General features: G+C 68.7%; 21 protein-coding genes. 6 read left to right on the forward strand and 15 right to left on the reverse strand.

Annotated features, from left to right (window positions below; all coding sequences use genetic code 11):
* The first annotated feature begins 31 nt into the window (after nucleotides 1–31).
* Nucleotides 32–2,290 carry a 2OG-Fe(II) oxygenase gene (locus tag KILIM_RS14670; RefSeq protein ID WP_006593502.1) on the forward strand — a complete coding sequence of 753 codons (2,259 nt, stop codon included), beginning with the start codon at nucleotides 32–34 and terminating at the stop codon, nucleotides 2,288–2,290.
* A gap of 176 nt (nucleotides 2,291–2,466) precedes the next feature.
* A complete protein-coding gene (locus KILIM_RS14675) occupies nucleotides 2,467–3,447 on the forward strand; it encodes an Abi family protein (protein ID WP_006593503.1) in 981 nt (326 codons plus the stop codon).
* A gap of 201 nt (nucleotides 3,448–3,648) precedes the next feature.
* Here KILIM_RS14675 and KILIM_RS14680 read toward each other — a convergent pair whose 3' ends face one another.
* Nucleotides 3,649–3,981 (reverse strand): VOC family protein, encoded by a 333-nt coding sequence (locus KILIM_RS14680; protein WP_006593504.1) that lies wholly within the window; start codon nucleotides 3,979–3,981, stop codon nucleotides 3,649–3,651.
* 122 nt (nucleotides 3,982–4,103) lie between these two features.
* Here KILIM_RS14680 and KILIM_RS14685 point away from each other — a divergent pair, with 122 nt between their 5' ends.
* Nucleotides 4,104–5,975, forward strand: a complete 1,872-nt coding sequence (locus KILIM_RS14685) for a GMC family oxidoreductase (protein ID WP_006593505.1) — start codon at nucleotides 4,104–4,106, stop codon at nucleotides 5,973–5,975.
* 4 nt (nucleotides 5,976–5,979) lie between these two features.
* Here KILIM_RS14685 and aroQ read toward each other — a convergent pair whose 3' ends face one another.
* From aroQ to KILIM_RS14705, 4 genes are all read right to left on the reverse strand, one after another.
* On the reverse strand, nucleotides 5,980–6,426 hold the full coding sequence (gene aroQ, locus KILIM_RS14690; RefSeq protein WP_006593506.1) for a type II 3-dehydroquinate dehydratase: 447 nt from the start codon (nucleotides 6,424–6,426) through the stop codon (nucleotides 5,980–5,982).
* 110 nt (nucleotides 6,427–6,536) lie between these two features.
* Nucleotides 6,537–7,382, reverse strand: coding sequence for a heme ABC transporter ATP-binding protein (locus KILIM_RS14695; protein WP_006593507.1), 846 nt, complete (start codon nucleotides 7,380–7,382; stop codon nucleotides 6,537–6,539).
* Nucleotides 7,379–8,386, reverse strand: coding sequence for a FecCD family ABC transporter permease (locus KILIM_RS14700; protein WP_006593508.1), 1,008 nt, complete (start codon nucleotides 8,384–8,386; stop codon nucleotides 7,379–7,381). The genes KILIM_RS14695 and KILIM_RS14700 overlap by 4 nt, the downstream gene beginning before the upstream one ends.
* Before the next feature lie 140 nt (nucleotides 8,387–8,526).
* Nucleotides 8,527–9,444 carry a heme/hemin ABC transporter substrate-binding protein gene (locus KILIM_RS14705; protein WP_006593509.1) on the reverse strand — a complete coding sequence of 306 codons (918 nt, stop codon included), beginning with the start codon at nucleotides 9,442–9,444 and terminating at the stop codon, nucleotides 8,527–8,529.
* Between the two features lie 252 nt (nucleotides 9,445–9,696).
* Here KILIM_RS14705 and KILIM_RS14710 point away from each other — a divergent pair, with 252 nt between their 5' ends.
* Nucleotides 9,697–10,164: a MarR family winged helix-turn-helix transcriptional regulator gene (locus KILIM_RS14710; protein ID WP_040563511.1), complete on the forward strand. Its 468-nt coding sequence runs from the start codon at nucleotides 9,697–9,699 to the stop codon at nucleotides 10,162–10,164.
* Between the two features lie 65 nt (nucleotides 10,165–10,229).
* Here the strand turns inward: KILIM_RS14710 and KILIM_RS25560 are convergent, their stop codons facing one another.
* The 5 genes from KILIM_RS25560 to KILIM_RS14730 form a co-directional block, all read right to left on the reverse strand.
* Nucleotides 10,230–10,475 (reverse strand): hypothetical protein, encoded by a 246-nt coding sequence (locus tag KILIM_RS25560; protein ID WP_306302360.1) that lies wholly within the window; start codon nucleotides 10,473–10,475, stop codon nucleotides 10,230–10,232.
* Entirely contained in the window at nucleotides 10,466–11,497 is a 1,032-nt protein-coding gene (locus tag KILIM_RS14715) for an RNA polymerase sigma factor (protein WP_006593512.1), read from the reverse strand. Before KILIM_RS14715 ends, KILIM_RS25560 begins: the two co-directional genes overlap by 10 nt.
* Nucleotides 11,494–11,880, reverse strand: coding sequence for a YciI family protein (locus tag KILIM_RS14720; RefSeq protein ID WP_040563519.1), 387 nt, complete (start codon nucleotides 11,878–11,880; stop codon nucleotides 11,494–11,496). The genes KILIM_RS14715 and KILIM_RS14720 overlap by 4 nt, the downstream gene beginning before the upstream one ends.
* A 5-nt stretch (nucleotides 11,881–11,885) precedes the next feature.
* A complete protein-coding gene (locus tag KILIM_RS14725) occupies nucleotides 11,886–12,263 on the reverse strand; it encodes a YciI family protein (RefSeq protein WP_006593514.1) in 378 nt (125 codons plus the stop codon).
* Between the two features lie 184 nt (nucleotides 12,264–12,447).
* Nucleotides 12,448–13,707, reverse strand: a complete 1,260-nt coding sequence (locus KILIM_RS14730) for an ATP-binding protein (protein WP_006593515.1) — start codon at nucleotides 13,705–13,707, stop codon at nucleotides 12,448–12,450.
* 391 nt (nucleotides 13,708–14,098) lie between these two features.
* Between KILIM_RS14730 and KILIM_RS14735 the strand changes: the two genes are divergently transcribed.
* A complete protein-coding gene (locus KILIM_RS14735; protein WP_217997114.1) occupies nucleotides 14,099–15,094 on the forward strand; it encodes a Fic family protein in 996 nt (331 codons plus the stop codon).
* A gap of 115 nt (nucleotides 15,095–15,209) precedes the next feature.
* Here the strand turns inward: KILIM_RS14735 and KILIM_RS14740 are convergent, their stop codons facing one another.
* A complete protein-coding gene (locus KILIM_RS14740) occupies nucleotides 15,210–16,076 on the reverse strand; it encodes a sugar phosphate isomerase/epimerase family protein (RefSeq protein ID WP_006593517.1) in 867 nt (288 codons plus the stop codon).
* A 148-nt stretch (nucleotides 16,077–16,224) separates the two neighbouring features.
* Between KILIM_RS14740 and KILIM_RS14745 the strand changes: the two genes are divergently transcribed.
* Nucleotides 16,225–17,229: a LacI family DNA-binding transcriptional regulator gene (locus KILIM_RS14745; RefSeq protein WP_006593518.1), complete on the forward strand. Its 1,005-nt coding sequence runs from the start codon at nucleotides 16,225–16,227 to the stop codon at nucleotides 17,227–17,229.
* 9 nt (nucleotides 17,230–17,238) lie between these two features.
* Here KILIM_RS14745 and KILIM_RS14750 read toward each other — a convergent pair whose 3' ends face one another.
* The 4 genes from KILIM_RS14750 to cynS all read right to left on the reverse strand — a co-directional run bounded on the left by KILIM_RS14750 (nucleotide 17,239) and on the right by cynS (nucleotide 20,001).
* Entirely contained in the window at nucleotides 17,239–18,033 is a 795-nt protein-coding gene (locus tag KILIM_RS14750) for a nucleotidyltransferase domain-containing protein (protein WP_040563520.1), read from the reverse strand.
* Between the two features lie 28 nt (nucleotides 18,034–18,061).
* Entirely contained in the window at nucleotides 18,062–18,883 is an 822-nt protein-coding gene (locus tag KILIM_RS14755; RefSeq protein WP_006593520.1) for a DUF4253 domain-containing protein, read from the reverse strand.
* Between the two features lie 59 nt (nucleotides 18,884–18,942).
* Nucleotides 18,943–19,389, reverse strand: a complete 447-nt coding sequence (locus tag KILIM_RS22515) for a hypothetical protein (protein ID WP_006593521.1) — start codon at nucleotides 19,387–19,389, stop codon at nucleotides 18,943–18,945.
* Between the two features lie 162 nt (nucleotides 19,390–19,551).
* Nucleotides 19,552–20,001, reverse strand: coding sequence for a cyanase (gene cynS, locus KILIM_RS14765; RefSeq protein ID WP_006593522.1), 450 nt, complete (start codon nucleotides 19,999–20,001; stop codon nucleotides 19,552–19,554).
* Nucleotides 20,002–20,315: the final 314 nt, after the last annotated feature.

Raw genomic sequence — 20,315 nt, forward strand, 5'->3', positions numbered from 1 at the left:
TGACGAACGCGTCCTCGGCCAGGATGGCGGAATGACGACCAAGGATCTCGACGAACTGGCGCTGCTGCTGGGTGGTGGGATGTCGGCGCGCTCGAGTGCGGCGCTGCCGAAGCGGGAGCAGAGCCCCACGGTCACGGTCGCCGGATTCGGCGAGCTGCGCCTCCCGCTCACGGCGGCGACGGCGAGGAGGCTCGTCGCGAAGGGCGAGGCGGCGCCGTTCGGCAAGGGCGAGGAGACGCTGCTCGACACAAGCGTGCGGCACACGTGGCACTTTCCGCGGACCGCAGTCGACGTGGACTGGCATGGCCAACTGGACGACATCCTTGACGAGGCGCGAAGAGCCCTCGCTCTGCCGGTCGGCTGTCGGTTGGAGGCCGAGTTCCACTCCCTGCTCGTCTACGAACGCGGCCAGTTCTTCGCCCAGCATCAGGACTCCGAGAAGGACGACGCGATGGTCGCCACGCTCGTCGTCGTGCTCCAAAGCCCCTCCAGCGGAGGAGAACTCGTCGTTCACGGCCCCGAGGGTCCCAGCACGTACGCGGGATCGCGGGACGCGACGACCATGGTGGCGCTCTACGCCGATGCCGTCCACGAGGTGCTGCCCGTGCGCACCGGCCACCGCGTCGCGCTCACCTACAACCTCCTGCTCCGCGGCGACACGGCCGGGCAGACCGTGGGTGGCGACGCCGTCGCCGAGGCCGAGACCCTCTTGAACAGGCACTTCACCACGGCGGTGAAACCCCGCTACGGAGGGGAGGCCGCAACTCCGACCCGCGTCGCCTACCTGCTCGACCACTCTTACACGCCGCGCGCGCTCGTCGGCGGCATGGGGCGCCTCAAGGGCGTCGACGCCGAACGCGCTGCCATCCTGCGTGAAGCCGCCGCCCGCGCCGGCTGCGAGGTGGTGCTGGCGCTGGCCGACGTGCACGAGACGCGCGACGACGGTTACGGCGGCGACGAGTCGCTCATCGACTCCGAGGTGACGATCACACACGCCCGCGCCGCCGACGGCACCGTCGAAGAGCCCGGGATCTTGCTGACGAACGCCGAGCTGACCGCCACGACCCCGTCACGGGCCCTGCGCGCCTACGCCCGCGAACACCAGGGCTACATGGGCAACTACGGCAACACCATCGACCGCTGGTATCACCGCGGAGCCCTGCTCGTTTGGCCGACCCACCTCGCGTTCGCCAACCGGGTGCGCGCCGCCCCCGCGGCCGAACTGCGCACCGCCCTGCGGCGTCTCGCCGAGCACGACGACAGCGCGACGCGCGATATCGCCGGGCTGCTGCCCATCTGGCCCGACGTCGTCAGCTCACTGGGCTACCGACACCTCGTGTCAGGTGAGCCTTCTGGCGTCAGCCACCTGTTCGCCGACGCCATGGCCCTCGCCTCCCACCTCGACGACGAGACGATGGGAGATGCGCTGCTCCACCCCTTCGCCATCGACGACCTGAGCCCGGAGGGCGCCGACAGCCTCTTGGGATTGGCGGACACGCGCGGGCCGGCCTGGACCCGCGCGCGAATCTCGCGCTGGTTCTCCCCGGAGGCGCGCCGCAGTTACGGCGGCCTAAGCGAAAACTGGGTCGAAGATCTCCCCGAACTGACCCGCGCGTTGAGGCAACGCCCCGACCTGACGTCGTTGCTGCTCCAGCAGTCGTGGGCGTGGCTGCGCCCCCAGCTCCCGTCGCAGCTGGCGGCAACCAGCACCACCACCGTCCGGAGTCGGCTCGCTGACCTGGGCAAACTCCTCGCCAGTGTGATGGGGGCCGTCGCGGAGGCCGATGGCGCCGCCGACGAAGTGCGGGCCGAGGTCATCGCGTGGTGCAGTGATGAGGCGAGCGACTCACTGCTCGATCTTCTGCTCCCGGCGCTCAACGCCGCCGGCGCGTGGCCTGCCGCCCGGATCGACAAGTCCGGCCTGCGCGACCTGGCCCGTGTCGCCAGTGACCTGCTCGAACAGCGCGCCAACAGCGCGCCGCGCGAGGTCGACGACTGGTCGATCCACCTCCCGGCCGGGTGCTCCTGCGACCTCTGCGAGAAGCTCGTGGGGTTCCTCGCTAACCCGGCCGCTCGCGTGCTCGAGTGGCCCATCGCCAAGCAAGGGCGACAGCACCTTCACCACCGCCTCGACGGCGCCGAACTCCCTGTGACCCATGTGACGCGGCGGCAGGGCAGCCCCTACGTGCTGGTGCTGCGTAAGACAGCTGACCTCTTCGAGGCCGACGCGCGCAGGCGCTCCGAGGCCGAGCAAGAGCTGCGCCGCATCGCCAAGACGTGGTGGGCGTAGGTGCCTTGCGCCAGCAGCGCGCGGCCGACGACTGGTCGATCGAGCTGAGCGCCGGGTGCGCCTGCGATGACATCGCACGGTCAGACGGCTAGTATTGATCCACTAACACCGGCTCCGCTGTTGGCCCCAAGGGCCATCATGGGCCGGTTTTCTTGTACTACCCGCGAGGCTCAGTGATGTCTACCTACGAGAAGCCCCACCTGACCTACGCCGAACAGGTGGACCGGCTGTCCCAGCGTGGTCTCGAGGTGCGCGAGCACGGCGACGCGGAGCGGGTGCTGGCTTCGGTGGGCTACTACCATCTGTCTGCCTTCATGTACCCATACCGCCAATTGCTCCCCGAGGCGGAGCAACGTCGCCAGAGCCCCGTCCACTACCGCGGCGACCGCTTCCAGACAGCGGCCACCTTCGACCAGGTCACCGCACTCTACGAAGTCGATCGTCGGCTCAGGCTTCTGTGCCTCGACGCGCTCGGGCAGGTCGAGATCGGACTGCGCACACGCGCCACGTATGTCCTGGGCGACCGGAACGCTTTCGGGCATATCGACCGATCCGCACTGGACCCGAGCGCGTGCGACAGGCCCGGGCCTCATGGTCGGACGGCGTTCGAGTTGTGGACCGACCGCTGCACGCGGCTGCAGCACGATGCACGGAATGAGGACTTCATCCGGCATGTGCTGAGCAAGTACGGAGAGCCACTGCCTGTCTGGGTGGCCGTCGAGACATTCGACTTCGGCGCACTGGTGAGGCTGCTCGGGCTGATGCGCGGGCAAGACCTGAACCACATCGCCGGCGACCTGGGAATCAAGCATGCACGAGTCCTGGTAGATGTCACCCGCGCCCTCAACCTCATCCGCAACATCTGCGCTCACCACGGGCGACTCTGGAATCGGCAGCTTGTGTACGGACTCCGGAACTATCAGCCCGCTGGGGTGAGCGAGCCTCTGCGCCATGTCGCCCGCGGAGGCGAACGCAACAAGGTCTACCCGTTCCTGGTATGGCTCGTGTACCTGACTCGACAGTTCTCTCCGGGCACGACGGTCGGCCACGCGTTGGTGCAACTCATGGAGGACCTCCGCGAAACTACTGGTCGCACACCGGAGCACGACATGGGGTTTCCTGTGGATTGGCGCCGACAGCAGGTCTGGCGAGACTAGGGGCCAGCAGGCCCGGAACCGTGACCCGCTCGGCCACAGCGGTCCCTGGAGAACGCCCACGCCCGGGCGGTGCGCGATCTACGCCGCCGGGGACCACCGCGCTTGAGGCCGAACAGGGTGACCGGCGCGCAACCGTTCCCTCACCACCTGGCGCGGCGGAACGTCGCTCTGGGTGCTTGTAGCGATGCGACTCTGACCTGACTAGGCCCCCGCCAAGACGACGCGGTTACCGTCGGGGTCGGCGAGTTGCAGGATCCGGGCTCCGCCGCCGGGTTCGGGGCCGTCGTGGTCGATGCCGGCTCGGGTGGCGTCGTCGGCCGCAGTGTCCAGGTCGCTCACCTCGAGGACGACGCACGCATGACCAGCGCGCGCCGGGTCCAGCCACACCTGCACACCGAAGCCCTCCGCAAGGTGCCATTCGAGGAGGCCGGGCATGGGGCGGGCGTCGGGCCCGCCACCGAAGAGTCCGGTGTACCAGCGCTCGGCGCGATCCACGTCCGTGACAGCCACGTTGGCGAGCAGTCGGCGAATCATGCCCTCATCCCCTCAACAGATCGGTGAACGGCGATCACCGGAGCATGATCGCGCTGGCTGCGCAAACGGCTCGCTAGACTCCTGGCTTCCGCAGCCCGTCGACGATTCGCAGGTGAGCAGTCGTGACCGAGACATCCAGCCAGGACGAGCAGAGTTACGACTTCGTCATCGTCGGGTCGGGGGCCGGCGGCGGACCGCTTGCCGCGAATCTGGCGCTCGCCGGATTCTCCGTCGCCGTGCTCGAGGCCGGATCGAACCACGAATGCGGCTACTACGACATCCCCGTCATGCAGGCCTACGCCAGCGAGGACGACAACATGGCGTGGAATTTCTACGTCTCCCACTACGACGATCCGCAGCGCGGCGCGCGGGATTCCAAGTGGGTCGCCGACCAGGGCGGCATCTACTATCCGCGGGGCAGCACGCTGGGCGGCAGCACGGCCATCAGCGCCATGGTTCACATCGGCGCTCAGGCCCGCGATTGGGACGCTTTAGCCGACGTGACCGGCGATACGAGCTGGTCCAGTGCAAACATGCGCACGATCTTCGAACGCATCGAGAACTGGGAGGGCGTCGATGCCCAACCGCTGCCCGGCGACTCCCTCGAGCAGCGCGATGCCAAGGCCCACCACGGCCGGAGCGGCTGGTTGCGCACCACCCGCGCCAACCCCGCCTTAGCGGGACGCGAGCCCGCTTTCCTCGATGTCATCAACGCCACCGAGGACACCTCCCGGCAACTCTTCTGGATTCCCGAGGACGTTTCGTTGCCTCGCGACATCAACGCCGCCGATACGCCCTCCGACTATCAGGGGATGTCGTTCATCCCGGTCGCCGCCGGCGGCGGGTCGCGCAACGGCAGCCGAGAACGGCTGCTCAGCGCCCAGCAGCAGGCGCCCGAACGCCTCACGATCATCGAGAACGCCCTCGCCAGTCGAATCCTCTTCGACGGCACCCGAGCCGTCGGCATCGAATACCTCGAGGGTCCGGGGCTCTACCGAGCCGCCCCGAAGTCGCAACGTTCAGACGCCCCCTCGCCAACACGCTCAACAGTGCGAGCCCGCCACGAGGTGATCGTCGCGGCCGGCGCGTTCAACACCCCGCAACTCCTCCAACTCTCCGGCATCGGCCCCCGCGAGGAGCTCGACCGACTGGGAATCGACGTTCTCGTCGATGCTCCCGGCGTCGGCGCCAACCTGCACGACCGCTACGAGGTATCCGTCGTGATGGAGCTCGACGAGAACTTCCCCATTTTCGAGGGCTCCACCCTCGACCTCCCGGCCCCGGGCGAACCGGACGACGACTTGATGACGGAATGGCGCGAAGACAAAGGCGGCCCCTATTCGACGAACGGGTCACTGGCCGCCATGGTTGCCCGCACCAGCGCCGCCGACACCGAAGACACCGACGTCATCCTCTTTTCCCTCGCCGCGCAATTCCAGGGCTACTACCCGAACTACTCCTACGACGCCAAGCCGCACCACAACCGACTCAGCATGCTCGTGCTCAAAGGATGGACCAAGAACAGGGCCGGATCGGTGCGACTGCGCTCGACCGACCCGCGCGACGTGCCCGACATCCGGCTCCGCTACTTCGACGAAGGCTCACCCGGGTGGGAAAGCGACCTCGACGGCGTCGTCGACGGCGTCGAAATGGCCCGCACCCTCATCGGCAACATCAAGGGCCTGACAGTGAACCGCGAACTCGTACCCGGCCCGGACGTCGCCACCCGCGACCAACTGCGCGACTGGGTCCAGCGCGAAGCCTGGGGCCATCACGTGTGCGGCACCGCCAAGATCGGCGCCGCCAACGACCCCCTCGCCGTGCTCGACGGCGACCTGCGGGTTCGCGGCGTCGAGGGCCTGCGCGTCGTCGACGCCAGCGTGTTTCCCGACATCCCCGGCTACTTCATCGCCAGCGCCGTCTACATGGTCAGCGAAAAGGCCTCCGACCAACTGATCGCCGAATATTCGCCCGCAGCCGAAGCGCGAGGCTAAGCGATCAGCGTGCCGGGGCCGTCAGCGTGGCGATCCGGGCAACGGCGAAGGCGTACCCCTGGATGCCGCAGCCGACGATGATCCCCGAAGCCAGCGGGGAGAGGTACGAGTGGTGCCGAAACTCCTCGCGGGCGTGCACATTCGAGATGTGCACCTCGATGAGCGGCCCCTCGATCGTCTCCAGGGCATCCCGCAGGCCGATCGAGTAGTGCGTCCACGCGCCGGCGTTGACCACGAAACCCACTGCGCTGGAGCGCAGCTCGTGCACCGCGTCGATGATCACGCCCTCGTGGTTCGATTGCCGGCAGTCGACGTCCAGCCCGAAACGCTCCGCCTCGCGGGCACACAGCGCCTCCACGTCGGCGAGGGTGTCCCGGCCGTACACCTCCGGCTTGCGCACCCCGAGCAGGTTGAGATTCGGGCCGTTGAGCACCGCGATCGTGCCGGTCATGTCCACTCCTTGCTCAGCCCCGCGGGGCACTGCGGGGCAGGGCGCCGCTGACTCGTCCACCGTAACCGCAGGTCGTGGCCCGCCCGGCGGTGCGACTCGGTGGCGGGCGCTCAGACGGCGGCGCCGACGTCGTCCGTCGCACCGATGTCGTCCGCGACGACGCAGTCGCCCGAGACACCGACGTCCTCCGTCGCACCGACGTCGTCCGTGGCCACGATGAGCGGGCAGGCGCGCGTCGGATGATCGGTGACGAGCACGGGCTGCCCGTAGACGGCCTCGATGTGCACGACGGTGAGCACCTCGCGCGGCGCCCCGTCGGCGACGATCCGCCCCTGATCCATGAGCACGATCCGGTCCGCGTAGGCCGCCGCCAGGTTGAGGTCGTGCAGCACGACGATGACGCACGCACCCTTGCGCGCCAGCCGCCGGGCACGCCGCAGCACCGCCTCCTGGTGCCGCAGATCGAGGGCGCTCGTCGGCTCGTCGAGCAGAATGATCGGCGTCGTCTGGGCCAGCACGCGCGCGAACGCGGCCCGGCCCGACTCCCCTCCGGAGAGCGTCTGGACGTCACGGCGACGCATGTGCGCCATCTCCACGTCCTCGATCGACCTCGTGACGATCTGCTCATCGAGGATCGGGTCGGGCGCATACGAAAGCCGCGCCAGCGACACGATCTCCTCCACCGAGTAGGAGAACCGGACCGTGTGGTCCTGCGGCAGGACGGCCCGCAGCCGCGCCAACTCCTTCGCGGAGAACGACCCCACCGGGCGCTCGCCGAGCAGCACCGTGCCGGTATCGGGGCGCTGGTCCCCGGCGAGCACGCTGAACAGGGTCGACTTCCCGGCGCCGTTAGGCCCGATGAGGGCGGTGAGTACGCCCTGGTCGAGCTCGATGTCGACGCGGTCCAGCACCCGGTTGCCGCTGAAACTCAGGCTGACGTCGTGGGCGCGGATCATGAGCGCATCTCCGTCCGCTTGCGCGACAGCAGCCACAGGAAGAACGGACCGCCCACCGCTCCGGTGAACAGGCCGATCGGGATCTCCGACGGCGGGTTGAGGGTTCGGGCCCCGATGTCGGCGGCCACGATCATCAGCGCCCCGCCGAGCGCGCTGATCGGCAGCAGCCAGCGGTGCAACGGCCCGACGGCGAGCCGAACGATGTGCGGCACGACGAGCCCGACGAAGCCGATCGAGCCCGCGAGCGCGACCGCCGCGCCGACGACGAGCGAGGTCGCGACAACGAGCAGGATCCGCGTGCGGGCGACGTTGAGCCCCACATGTTGCGCCTGGCGCTCACCCAACGCCAGCACGTCGAGCGGCTTGGCGAGCAAAAGGAGCAGGATCGCGCCCGTCGCGAAGAACGGCACCCCGGCGGCCAGCGACTCCCAGCTCGCACGGTTGAGCGAGCCCATCGACCAGAACGTGATCGCCTCCAGCTCCGTCGTCGAGGAGATGTAGGTGAAGAAGCCGTTGATCGAGCCCGTCATCGCGGTCACGGCGATCCCGACGAGCAGGATCTGCACGGTCCCGCCCTTGCGGCCCGGCTTCGCCAGCACATAGATGAGCGACGTCGTGGCCATGCCCGCGAGGAAGGCCGCCGCCGGCACCGTCCACTCGCCGAAGAAGTGCAGCCCCAGCACGATCGCGCAGATCGCCCCGAGCGAGGCGCCGCTCGTCACGCCGATGACCCCGGCATCGGCCAGCGAGTTGCCGAACAGTCCCTGCAGGGCGGCCCCGGCGATGGCCAGGCACGCCCCGACCATCGCCGCGAGCAGCACCCTGGGCAGACGCGTCTCCCACACCACGGCAGCCTGAGCCGGCGAGACGCCCGCGGCGGAGTCGCTCAGCCCCAACCCGACACCCAGCGAGCGCAACACCTGACTCGGCGACAGGCTGAGCGGTCCCACGCCCACACCCACGACCATCAACAGCAGCAGCAAGAGCGCCACCACCCCGAGCACCAGCGCGCCTCGCGGACGATTGACCGTCCCCGACTTCTCCGCCGCCCGTGACGACGACTGCGGAGACGACTGCGGAGACATCGACTGCGGTGACGCCGCTGGTGACCTCGTCGGGGGTGACGACGGGCGCGACGTGGCGGTCATCGACCCGGGTACAGGGCGCTCTGCAGGGTGAGCGCGGACACGCCCGTCGAGACCCCTGACATGCGGACCTGGACGTCTTCCATCACGATGAGCGACTTCTTCTCCGCGGCGGGAGTCCCCGACAAGCCGGGGATCTTCGCCCAGATGCCGTCGTGGCCGCCAAGGTCGTCCAGCTCGCTCTGCGCCACGACGATCACCTCGGGTCGGGCCGCGATCAGCCCTTCGGCCGTGATCGACTGGAACCGATCGAGCCCCGCTTCGGCGCCGGCGTTGATGCCGCCGGCCATCGTGATGATCTCGTGCACCGGCGTGGACTTGCCCGCCGCCGTCGTCTGACCCGAGTCGCCGGCGCCGGAGGAGGAGAGCATCATGACCCGCGGCCGCTGCGCCTCCGGGACGTCGTTCACCTTCTCGGCGGCCTGCTGAATCTGCGCCTGAACCTCGGTCGCCAGCTGGTCGCCGGTGGCGGCGACACCGAACACGGCGGCGGTCTTGCGGATCTTGTCCGGCGCCGGCTGACTCGTGTCGATGAGCACCGCGGGCACGCTGACCTTGCGCAGGCCTGTGACCAGGTCCGCGTGTCGACGCATGTTGCTCGCCACGACGAGCGTCGGCTCGAACGCCACGATGCCCTCGACCGTCAGGGCGCCCTGCCCGGCGGTCGCGATGCGCGTGCCGGCCTGGTCGGCCAGCTCCGGGACGAGCGACTCCTGCGGCGCAATGGCGATCTTGTCGCCCACGCCCAACGCGTGCGCGATCTCGATCGTCGCGTCGTCGAGCACCAGGACCCGCTCAAGGCTGGCGACCTCCACCTGCGCACTGTCGTCGCTGGTGACCGTGACCGGGACCTTCGGCGTCCCCGGCGCAGCCGTGGGGGCGCTGATGGGCGCGCGGCTCGCGACACTGGTCGCCACGCCGCCCGCCTCGGGCGGCCCAGCGCTACACCCGCTGACAACCAACGCCATCCCCATCGCGGCAACCGCCGCCAACGCTCCCCTGAGGGTCACAACACGCCTCCGTCTCGCCTCAAACAACCTCGGTCCCCGAGATATTAGGTGAGCCTAACCTTAGTGGCAACCGGGCGGCGAACGACCAGGAGGGCGGGGGCTCCGGGGCCTAGTCGAGTCGAGTCGACGAGAGGAGGAGGGGACAATGCGGGGGTGCCCATGAGCGAGCAGGACGCCGAACGACTCTCCCGAGTCATCGTCGAGCTCCGGCGCGCCCAACGCACCCGACGGCCGGCCGGCGAGGGGCCAGCCGAGCCCGCACCCCTCACGATGATGCAGAAGGAAGTGCTGGGCTGCGTCGCCGCGACCCCGGGGATCGGCACCTCCCAGATCGCCCGCGCACTGCACCTCAAGCCGAACACGGTCAGCGGGGTCGTCAGCCACCTCGTGGGCCAGGGCTATCTGCAGCGCTCACCCGACGAATCCGACCGGCGCGCAGCCCGGCTGACCCTCACCGCGGATGCAGCCCGTGATCGGGCCGCACGCTGGGAGGGCCGCGCCGACCGCGTCGCGACCGCCCTCGGCCGTCTCGACGAAGACCAGCGGGAGACGCTGCGCAGGTCGCTGCCAGCACTGGAGGCCCTGCGCGACGCGATGCAAGAGGCCGCCCTCGACCCCGGAGAGTGAGGCGGTCCGGGCCATACCTCCATGGAACTCGAACAGCCAGGATCCGGGCCACAGCGTCGCCCGTCTCAGCCGAGGAGTCGATCACGGCGCCCACTCAGCAGGGCCCGCTCCGCGGGGTTTCCGGAGAGCGAGATCGCCCGGTCGTAGGCGGCCGTGGCCTCGGCGGTCCGGCCCACGCGGCGCAGCAGGTCGGCGTGCGCCGCGTGGAACGCGTGGTAGTCGGCAAGAGCCTCGGCCAACAGGTCGAGTTCGGTCAACGCACGGCCCGGCCCCTCGACCTCCGCGAGCGCGACCGCCCAGTTCAGCCGCACGATCGGAGACGGATCGAGCCGCCGGAGCCGGTCGTACAGGGCCACGATCTGGCCCCAGTCCGTGTCCCGCACCGACGCGGCGTCGGTGTGCACCGCGTTGATCGCCGCGAGCAGCTGGTAGCGACCCGGCGGCGCCCCGCCGTCCGCCACGGCCGCGATGCAGGAACGCACCAGCGCGTGCCCTCTGCCACGAGCGTTCGGTCCCAGGCCCCGCGGTCCTGCTCCGGCAGCGTCACCAGCTCCCCGCCCGCCGACACCCGCGCCGCCCGGCGCGCATCGGTGAGCAGCATGAGCGCCAGCAGGCCGGCGACCTCCCCCTCCTCCGGAAGCAGGTCGCGCAGCAGCCGACCCAGCCGGATCGCCTCCCCGGTGAGCTCCGGACGCAGCGGGTCGCCGCCGCCTCCGGGCAAGTAACCCTCGTTGAAGATGAGATAGACGACCGCGAGCACCCCCGCGAGCCGCTCGGCGATGTCACAGGCAGACGGAACCCGGTAGGGGATGTGCGCCGCCTTGATCTTCGTCTTCGCGCGGGTGAGTCGCCGCGCCATCGCGCCCTCCTGCACCAGGAAGGCGCGCGCGATGTCGGCGACGGTCAGCCCGCCGAGCAGGCGCAGCGTCAGCGCCACCCGCGCCTCCGGGGAGAGCGCGGGGTGGCAGCACGTGAACACGAGTCGCAGGCGGTCGTCCTCGATGGGTCCGCTCGGCTCGGCCGGGGTGTCGTCGATCAACAGGTGCGCCGCCTCGTGTTTGCGGTCGCGGTGGGATTCGCGCCGGAGCCGGTCGATGGCCTTGCGTCGGGCGGTGGTGGCCAGCCATCCGCCCGGGTTCGCCGGCACCCCGTCGGTGGGCCAGCGCTCGAGGGCCGCAGCGAACGCTTCGCTCGCCGCGTCCTCGGCCAGATCGACGTCGCCGAACCGGCGGGCCAGCGCGGCGACCACCCGCGCCCACTCCTCGTGGTGCGCGCGGGTGATCGCCTCCTCGACCGTCGAGTCGACGCCTCGCCCGGCATCGCGGCCGGTCACGGGTCGAGCAAGTCCCGCAAGGAGTCTTCGGTCTGGAACGGGCGCACCTCGACCCGCCCCCGGCAGGCCTTGGACCCGTCGGCGGCCAGCCGCAACGCCTCGTCGAGGTCGGCCGCCTCGATGACCCAGAAGCCGCCGAGGTACTCCTTGGCCTCCAGATAGGGGCCGTCGGTGAACACCGGGGTGTCGCCTTGCCCGTCGACGGTCGTGGCCGTCGTCGCCGCCTCCAGACCGTCGGCGAAGACGAAGTGGCCGTCGCGCTCCAGTCGCTCGTTGAACGCGCCGGTGTCGGCGAAGGCCGTCAGCATCGCCTCCTTCGAGGGGTAGTCGCTGAACTCACCGCGCTCGGCCGGGCCGTAGACCGACAGCAGATACCTGGGCATCGCGATCACCTCCTGTTCGCGGCAGCAGCCACGTCGGGGCGCCCGGGAAACCGGTGCACCTCCTGCGGCCAGTCCAGGGCCACCGCCAACCGACCGGCCCAGTAGCGCGCCGCCTCGTCGTCGGCGACGTCCACGACACAGAACCCGCCGAGGTGCTCCTTGCTCTCGACGTAGGGCCCGTCGGTGAAGACCGGCTCGCCGTCGCGCGCCTGCACGCTGCACAGCACGGTGGAGGCGTCGATCCCACCGTTGCCGAAGACGAAGACACCGGCGGCCTTCATCTCCTCGACCACGGCCATCGAGGCCACGGCCTTCTCCTGGATCTGCTCCGGCGTGTGCGGCGCCACCCACTCGTCGTTGAACGCAATGAGGTACTCGGTCACGGCCCTCTCCTCTCCTCGGTCGGCCCGATGCCGACGCTCACCTCTGCTACGAACGGCACCACCGCCATCGGACACCCTCAGCCGAATCCGCGCACCCTGAACCGGTGGCCGACTACGGTCACGAGGCCAAGGAGGTCGTCTGCCAGGTTTGCCTTCGCGCCCGGGAGCGGCGTCTCGCACGTCGTCAGGCCTGGAGCTCCCAGAGGGCCGACACTGGCAGGGCCAGCAGTCCGGCACCGAAGCTCCAGGCTTGATCGCCGGCGTACATCACGATGCCGGCCTTGAAGTCGTCGCCGATCCGCTCCGCACAGCGGCGCAGACCGGCGAAGTGATGCGCGGTCACCGTAACGGTCGCCTTGACCTCGATGCCGACGACGGCGCCACCGGGGCCGGTGATGAGCAGGTCGACCTCCTGCCCGCCCGACTCCCGATAGTGGGAGAGGCGGAATCTGGATGCGCTCCAGGTCTGCTGTCGGAGGAGCTCGGCGGCGACGAAGCCCTCCAGGAGCGGGCCGAACTGGTTCACCCCCAGCGGGCTGAGCAGCTCCTCCTCCGTCAGATCCGCCAGGTGCGCCGCCAACCCACTGTCGGTGACGAGCGCCTTGGGCTTCTTGATCTGCCGACTCGTCGGGCTGCGCGACCACGCCGCGATGCTCTGGATCAGGAAGAGCGACCGCAGCCGGTCGACGTAGCTGCGTGCCGTCGTCTCGGCAATCCCGACATGGCGGGCGATGTGCGCCATGACCAGCTCGCCGGCTTGGTTCGCCGCCACCAGGTCGAGCGCGGCCCGCAGACGAGCCGGGGGCGTCTGGCCAAGGTCCTGCGCATCGCGTCGAACGAGTCGCTCGGCGTAGTCCTCAAACCAGGAGCTGCGGCGCCGGTCGGTCCGGGCAGTCGCCTCGGGCAGGCCGCCTGCGCAGGCTCGATGGACGAGATCTGCCCGCGTCACGGCAGTGGTGAAGTCCGTGAGGTCGGTCAGCGACGTCAGGCGTGCCCACAGGGCACTGACCAGGTCGTCGTGTCGGCCCGTCAGCTCGCCCTGGGACAGCGGGTTCAACGTCAGCGTCTCCGCGCGGCCTGCCAGCGAATCTTGCGCGCCGGGCATCCGCAGGAGGTCCGCCGATCCGGTCAGCAGGAAGCGGCCAGGGCGGCGATCCCGATCGATACTCGCCTTGATCGGCAGGATCACTTCGGGGGTCCGCTGCACCTCGTCGAGGACGACCGGCCCGCCGCCCAGGGCTTGGATGAAGCCCGTGGGGTCAGCCTGCGCAGCCCCCCTCGTCGCAGCATCGTCCATGGTGTAGATGCGAGCACCCAGCTGTTCGCCGACCTTCGCCGCCAAAGTGCTCTTGCCCGTCTGCCGGGAGCCCTGAAGGGTGACCACGGGCGTGTCGCCGAGAGCCTCCAGCACACGCGGCTCCAGATGTCGCTCGTAGACGGTCACCTAGAGCATCCTAGCTGGTCACCGCACTTGATCACAGTTCCAACAGTGATGAATCGCAGTTCTAGCAGAGGCAAATCAAGGTTCTAGCGGAGCGCTGATCGCCATCAGTCCCACCCCGATCTCGTCGAGGCCGCGACGCTCAGGCGATCGCGGTCGAGCAGGAACTGCGCCGCATCGCCAAGAACGTGGTGGAGGTAGCCGCCTGCGCAGCCTGGACGTGCACCTCCCCTGGTCAGGACACCGAGGCGAGGCCAACTTGATGAGATCAATTGAGTCAACCCTCGCCTCATCAAGTTGCGCTGACGACTCAACTTGATGAGATCATTTGAGTCTTGCCACGCCTCATCAAGTTGGAGGTCTCATGCCGCGGGGTCGCCCTAGTCGCGCAAGCGTGTACGCGCGACTCGAGTCGCAACTGCACGAGCTCAACACCAGGCTCGGTGGACTACCCACGCCGAAGGAGTCGGAGTACATCTGGTCCGACATCTGGCACCTCGAAGCCCATCACTCGACGGCCCTCGAAGGCAACACCCTGGTATTACGCGAGGTAGAGGCGCTGCTGGACCAGGGGCGCGCGGTCGGATCCAAACCGCTGGCCGAGTACATGGAGGTGAAGGGCTACGGCGAGGCCGCCACCTGGGTGTACGGACAGGCGCACGGCAGCGCCGACATGGGACATGGAGAGCTGCTCACCACGCAAGAGGTGCGCAACATCCACCACCTTGCTCTGGCACCTGTATGGAGTGTGTCTCCCCACCCTCACGCCACCCGTGAAGAGGAGCCGGGCAACTTCCGCCGCCACGACATCGCCGCCTTCTCGGGAGGCATGACCCCACCGCCGTGGACACAGGTGGACGCTGACCTCACAACGTGGGTGGCGGACGTGAACGCACTCGCCGCCCAGATCGCTACGTCACGTCTCGACTGCCCACTTCCTGAGGCATTAGCGGAGACCCACGTAAGGTTCGAGCAGATTCATCCGTTTCTCGACGGTAACGGTCGGACCGGCCGGCTGGCGCTCAACCTGGTACTGGTACGACTCGGCTACCCCCCTGTCATCATCCTCAAGTCCCAGCGCACGACCTACCTTGCGGCCATGCAAAGCGCCGATCGCGGCGAGCACGGACCACTTGCCGAAATCCTCTCCCGCGCGATGATCGACAACCTCAACCGCTTCATCCTTCCGAATCTCGCGGGGCCCGCCCGACTCTTGCCCCTTCCCGCACTCATCGACCGTGACGTCACCCTAGTCGCCCTGCGCCAGGCCGCCGCACGAGGCAGGCTGGATGCGGTCCGAAGCCCCGACGGGACGTGGCAGAGCACACGCAAAGCAGTCGATCGATACAAGAAGTCCCGCCAACATGTTGGCCGACGCCGTGGGCAATAAGGGCTAAGAGGAGCACTGTCGATATTGCTGACGGCAGGGATTACGCGACCGGGGGCGAGACCGCACTACCATAACAGTCCCTCAAATTCCTCAGTGAATACGTGTGCGCAGAAATTCAGTGAAAGCGCAGCGTCTCGTTGGCGCGCAGCTTGTTCGTGATGAACTCCCTCGCGTGGTTACCCAGGTCGAGACCGTCATCCCAAAGGTTTCGCCAAATGGCCAGAGAGCGGCTGAGGTTCTCGTCGACGACCGCGGTGGAGAACGACTCGAAAACGATCGGTCCGGTGAAGCCCACCTGGCGCAAAGCCCGGAAGAACATGTCGAAGTCGACCGATCCCGTCCCTAGGTATCCGCGGTGACTTTCGCCGATGTGCACGTATCCCAGCTTGTCGCCGGCCGCCAGCACGGGCAGCATCATGTCGGACTCCTCGATATTCATGTGGTAGGTGTCGAGATGCACCTTGATGCTGTCGTCACCGATGTCCTTGATGTAGTCCAGCGCGCCGAGACCGGTGTTGAACAGGTTGGCCTCGTACCGGTTGACGACCTCCAGCGAGAGCGTGATGCCCAGCTCGCGCGCCCGCGCCGCCACCCGACGCAGCACCTCCTGGCTCGTGCGACGACCCTCCGCCGACGCCGGACCCGGGTACTTCTTGAGCATCGCGTGCAGAACCCCACAGAAATGTTGGGACTCCAGCTCGTGCAACACCTCCAGCGCCCGCAGGAGCACCGCCTCACCGGCCCGCACCTGGTCGGGGTCCGCCGTGCTGATGTCGGCGCCCTCGGGGAGCCCCATGGAGGCCGTGAGCTGCAGGTTGCTGCCGCGCAGCGCCTCCTTGGCCGCGGCGACATCGAAACCGAACGGGTCGAGCAGCGGGATCTCGAGGATGTCGAACCCGGCCTCCTGCGTGCGCTCGACGGCCAGCGCCATCCCCTCCCGGCCGAAGCTGCCGCTCCACACAAGTCCGTGGCAACCGATCATGACTCTTCCCTCTCTTCGTCTGCGGTGACGTTCGATCCTCCGCGAGGTTCGCTACTTGACTCGTTGCAAATGCTGCGTGAACGCTAGCGGGACGACTTGCAACGAGTCAAGTACGATGTTCACGACGGCCAGGAAGAGGAGTCAAATCGTGGTGAGCTCAGGCGATGTCGCGAAGCGCGCGGGCGTCTCCCGATCGCATGTCTCGAACTACTTCAACCACCCCGAACTGGTCTCGGCCGAGAACCGCGAGCGGATCGCCGAGGCGATCGAGGCCCTGCAGTACGTGCGCCACGAGCCCGCACGTCAGCTGCGCGGCACGTCGAGCACGTCGATTGGGCTCGTCTTACTCGACGCCTGGATGCCGTACTTCGCCGAGGTGTCCACCGGGGTCGAAGACGCGGCTGACGCACGCGGGTGGTTCGTGCACTTCCTCAATTCGCGGCGCGACCCGGAGCGGGAGGAGCGGCACATCGGCTTCCTCGAGGCCTGGCGCGTGTCGGGGCTCATCATCGTTCCGCAACAGCCGCGCATCGAGCGGCTGGAGGCGCTCATCCCGCGCGGCATCACCCCGTTGCTTCTCGATCCTCCGCGCGAGCACCCGACCTCACCGCAATTGCCTTCTGTCGTGGTCGATCACGTGGAGGGAGGCCGCCTGGCCGCCGCGCATCTCATCGAGCGGGGCGGCACCCGGTTCGCCGTCGTCGGCAACCCCCGCCGCGTCGGCCACAGCGCCGACCGATACGCGGGCTTCGCGCAGTACCTGGAGCAGGCCGGCGTCGGCGGTCCGCCGACCCTCATCGAGACCCAGTCCATGGATGTCGCCGCCGGCACCGCCGCGGCCGCCGAGGTCATCGCCCTACCCCCGAAGCGACGACCCGACGCGATCTTCGCCTCCAACGACTCGATCGCCTTCGGGCTCGTGCACGGCCTGCTCGCTGCCGGCGTCCGCATCCCCGACGACATCCGGGTCATCGGCTACGACGACGTCGCCATGTCCGCCCAGATCGCGCTACCCCTGACGACCATCCGGCAGCCGTCGCACCAACTCGGCGCCACCGCCGCCGACCTGACCATCGACATCATCGAAGGCACACAAATGCGTGACATCCACGTCATCCTGCACCCCGAACTCGTCGTCCGCAGCACGACGTGAGGGCGTTGGCTAACCCTTCGCCCAGTGCTCCTGGTGGGCGCGGATGGCGAAGGCGTTGACCGTGTCGAGGTCGGGCCCGTCCCGGAGAGGGCCGCGAGTCGGGTCGTCGACGGCTTCGGCGAGGTCGGCGCGGACGCTCGTGACGAGTCGGTCCGCCTCCTCGCGCGAGTAGGTGCCGGAGCGCATGGCGCGGCAAAGGTCGCGCTCCGCCTCCGGCAACGGGAGGGTGAGGTGTCCGGTGTCGATGAGCTCGATGCCTTGCAGGCCGAGGCGTAGGGCGTGCGCTGCGTATTTCGTGTCGTACCCGTGCTGCTCGACGAGCTCGGGGCGCGACGGGACCCGAGACTGCCGGCCTCCGCCGCGCATGCGCTCCAGCTGGCCGTCGAGGTAACCCAGGAAGCGATATCCCGCCCGACGCGACACGATCGCCGGCGCGAGCGCGCGCAGCTCCTCACCCAGTGGGCTCGTCGCGTGCACCGTCGAGCCGTACAGGAGCACGAGCACCGTTGGGTTGCCGACCGTCGCCAGCCGCAGGAACTTACGCAGGCTGTACGCCACATAGTCGACGTCGCCCGGACCCGACCGCGCCCCCTCCGGTTGGGTGCGTGACACATAGTGTTCGGCGTGCTCGGCGATCCCCAAGAGCTGCTCCGGGGTTTCGACGTAGACCGCCATGAGGTCGAGGTCGTCGTTGCCGACGCTGATGCCGTGCGCAGTCGAACCCACCTCGACCCGCAGAATCTCGTTCTCCGTCGCAGTGATTCGATCGCCGACCGACGTCGCGGCCGGACTGCTTGGCATCATGCCGCCCACTGTCTCACCTGGTGCGACGTCAGTCCCACCAGAATTCCCAGTAGGGGTTGCCGCGCATCGCCTCGAACGCCTCGGGCCAGTCATCGGTGTTGAAGGCGTCCATCGAGAAGGACTGCATCTCGATCACCGCGGCCCGCGCCTCCTCAACCGTCCGCGGGGGGCGCCGGATGCCGAGGACGAGCCGGTCGCCGCAGAAGCGCAGCGGCAGCGCGCCATAGCGGTCCTCCCAGGACCGGAGGATCGCGACCGTCTCGGCCGGTGGTGGGTAGTCGTTGTAACCATCGGTACCGACGATTCGGAAGGCGTCGGCCGGGCGCGCCGCCGGGACCAGCATGAGCTGCCCGTCCTCGGACCAGGCACGAGAACCGCCGACGGGATCGACCACTCGTTCCGTCCCGGGTTGGGTGGGCGTCACCAGGCCAGGCCACGGCAGCATCGGCAGTTCGTACTCGTCGAGGTACTCCGAATCGCCGTAGTTCGCGCGCCACCGTCGGTACAGAATCGAGCCACCGTCATCGGGTACCACTTCGTCATCGGGCATTCCGAAAAGGGCGTGGGGAGACCAGGGATAGCCACAGTCACCCCAGGCGGCTCCGAAAGTGAGCAGCGGCCACAACCCGGTCTCGGGGAACGCCCGCTGCAGTTGCCCGACCACCGGCCACGGGTCCGTGAGGTGTTCGGGCGCCGCCCAGATGGATCGCCCCGACGGCCCAGGAACCACAAGGGCCCGGCCGGCCGGTACCTCGACCCCGGCGACACTCGTCGCCCCATCGGCGGGCAGCGCTCCCGGCGTAGCCCGCAGCGGCGCAAGGTCGACCGGTGGCGGCGCGTGATCAGCCATGGCTCCAGCGTCGCACGGCCAAGCTCGGCTCGACCGCGGCGACGTACCCGCGCGACGGCTTAGAATTCGCCGGGGTGCGCCCCGGGGACGAGCAGCACCTCACGCACGTCGTTGTTTTCCATCTTGATGAGGTAGAGGCGCCCGTCGCTGCGTTCGGCCGCCATCGTGCCGTTGACGACGTGATCGAACGTGAACGCCTCGAAGTCCTCGTGATCGTCGCTGGAGGCGTGGGCGCCGGGCTTGAGGAAGTGCTCGATGAGGTAAGTGATCTGCGGGATCGGGTTGTTGGACTTGTCCGCCTCCTGCCAACACAGGTGCGTGCCGTCGACACTCGGAGCCCAGTCGACCCATTCTGGCCGGCGCACGCCCTCGACGCGCGGGGCGCGCCTCGACGCTCCTGTCGCAGCGGCGTGCGCCCTTTCGCCGACCGGATTCATCGCCGCCGGATAGGGGTCGTCGGGGTGCAGGGAAGGGTCGGTCTGCACGTGGGCGCGCAGCCAGATCACCTCCTCCTGGCACAGCGGCGGCGTGATGGTGAAGGCGCCGAGTTAACTCGTCTGCATGCCCATGAGTGGCTCCTGTTCGGTGGATGGTGAACCCCAGACCACCACAGATCGCCGACCAGCTGCAGAAGTTGTCCGTCAGCGAACGGCGGCGGATGGCGGCCCCTACCAGCGGTAGTCGAGGAACTTGCCGTCGAAGGTGACGACGACCCGGTCGCCGTCGGGATCGGGGCGGCGCTGCACGTCGAGCTTGAAGTTGATGGCGCTCATGATGCCGTCGCCGAACTCCTCGTGGATCAGTTCCTTGATCGCCGGCCCGTAGACCGCCAGCGCCTCGTGGAAGCGGTAGATCGTCGGGTCGTCCAAGTCGTCGCCGATCCCGGCCCGGGTCGGCTGGGCTTGCAGCGCCTCGACCACCTCGGCATCGAGACCGAGCAGGTCACCGACCTTCTCCGCCTCCGCCTTCGGCACCGGATGCTGACCCAGCAGCGCGGAGACGGTCCACGGCGCGGGGCGGTCGATCGCCTCGGCGAGCGCTGCCCACGTGAGGCCCGCGCGAGTGCGCGCGACCTTGACGATCTGCGCGGCTTCGGACTTGGTGACGAACGGCTCCATGACGACCTCCAGGTGTGGTGATGGGACGGTTCCATCCCATCAGGTGCCAGTTCCCTATGTGTCCCGGTCGGGTCACTGGAGTCGGGTCGGCAGATCGGCGGCGGGCGTCCAGACGAAGCGGCGGCCGCCCGCTCGCATCACGCAGGCTGCGGATCTGCCGGGCGGCGCCGAGCAACCTGCTCGCGTCGTGCCGACCGCATCACGCCCTGGACCTCGGTGAAATCCGGAGGAGGTACCGCATAGCCCTCGATCGTCGAGGCCTCCGGGTCCGCAGGTGAGAGCAGGTCGTCGCTGTTAAGACGATCAGGGCTCCT

The organism is Kineosphaera limosa NBRC 100340 (assembly GCF_000298215.1).
GTDB classification, from domain to species: domain Bacteria; phylum Actinomycetota; class Actinomycetes; order Actinomycetales; family Dermatophilaceae; genus Kineosphaera; species Kineosphaera limosa.

Coding starts and splice junctions, on each gene's coding strand:
- KILIM_RS14670 (WP_006593502.1), top strand. CDS start 32: ATGACGACCAAGGATCTCGACGAACTGGCGCTGCTGCTGGGTGGTGGG.
- KILIM_RS14675 (WP_006593503.1), top strand. CDS start 2,467: ATGTCTACCTACGAGAAGCCCCACCTGACCTACGCCGAACAGGTGGAC.
- KILIM_RS14680 (WP_006593504.1), bottom strand. CDS start 3,981: ATGATTCGCCGACTGCTCGCCAACGTGGCTGTCACGGACGTGGATCGC.
- aroQ (WP_006593506.1), bottom strand. CDS start 6,426: ATGACCGGCACGATCGCGGTGCTCAACGGCCCGAATCTCAACCTGCTC.
- KILIM_RS14695 (WP_006593507.1), bottom strand. CDS start 7,382: ATGATCCGCGCCCACGACGTCAGCCTGAGTTTCAGCGGCAACCGGGTG.
- KILIM_RS14710 (WP_040563511.1), top strand. CDS start 9,697: ATGAGCGAGCAGGACGCCGAACGACTCTCCCGAGTCATCGTCGAGCTC.
- KILIM_RS14720 (WP_040563519.1), bottom strand. CDS start 11,880: ATGCCCAGGTATCTGCTGTCGGTCTACGGCCCGGCCGAGCGCGGTGAG.
- KILIM_RS14740 (WP_006593517.1), bottom strand. CDS start 16,076: ATGATCGGTTGCCACGGACTTGTGTGGAGCGGCAGCTTCGGCCGGGAG.
- KILIM_RS14750 (WP_040563520.1), bottom strand. CDS start 18,033: ATGATGCCAAGCAGTCCGGCCGCGACGTCGGTCGGCGATCGAATCACT.
- KILIM_RS14755 (WP_006593520.1), bottom strand. CDS start 18,883: ATGGCTGATCACGCGCCGCCACCGGTCGACCTTGCGCCGCTGCGGGCT.
- cynS (WP_006593522.1), bottom strand. CDS start 20,001: ATGGAGCCGTTCGTCACCAAGTCCGAAGCCGCGCAGATCGTCAAGGTC.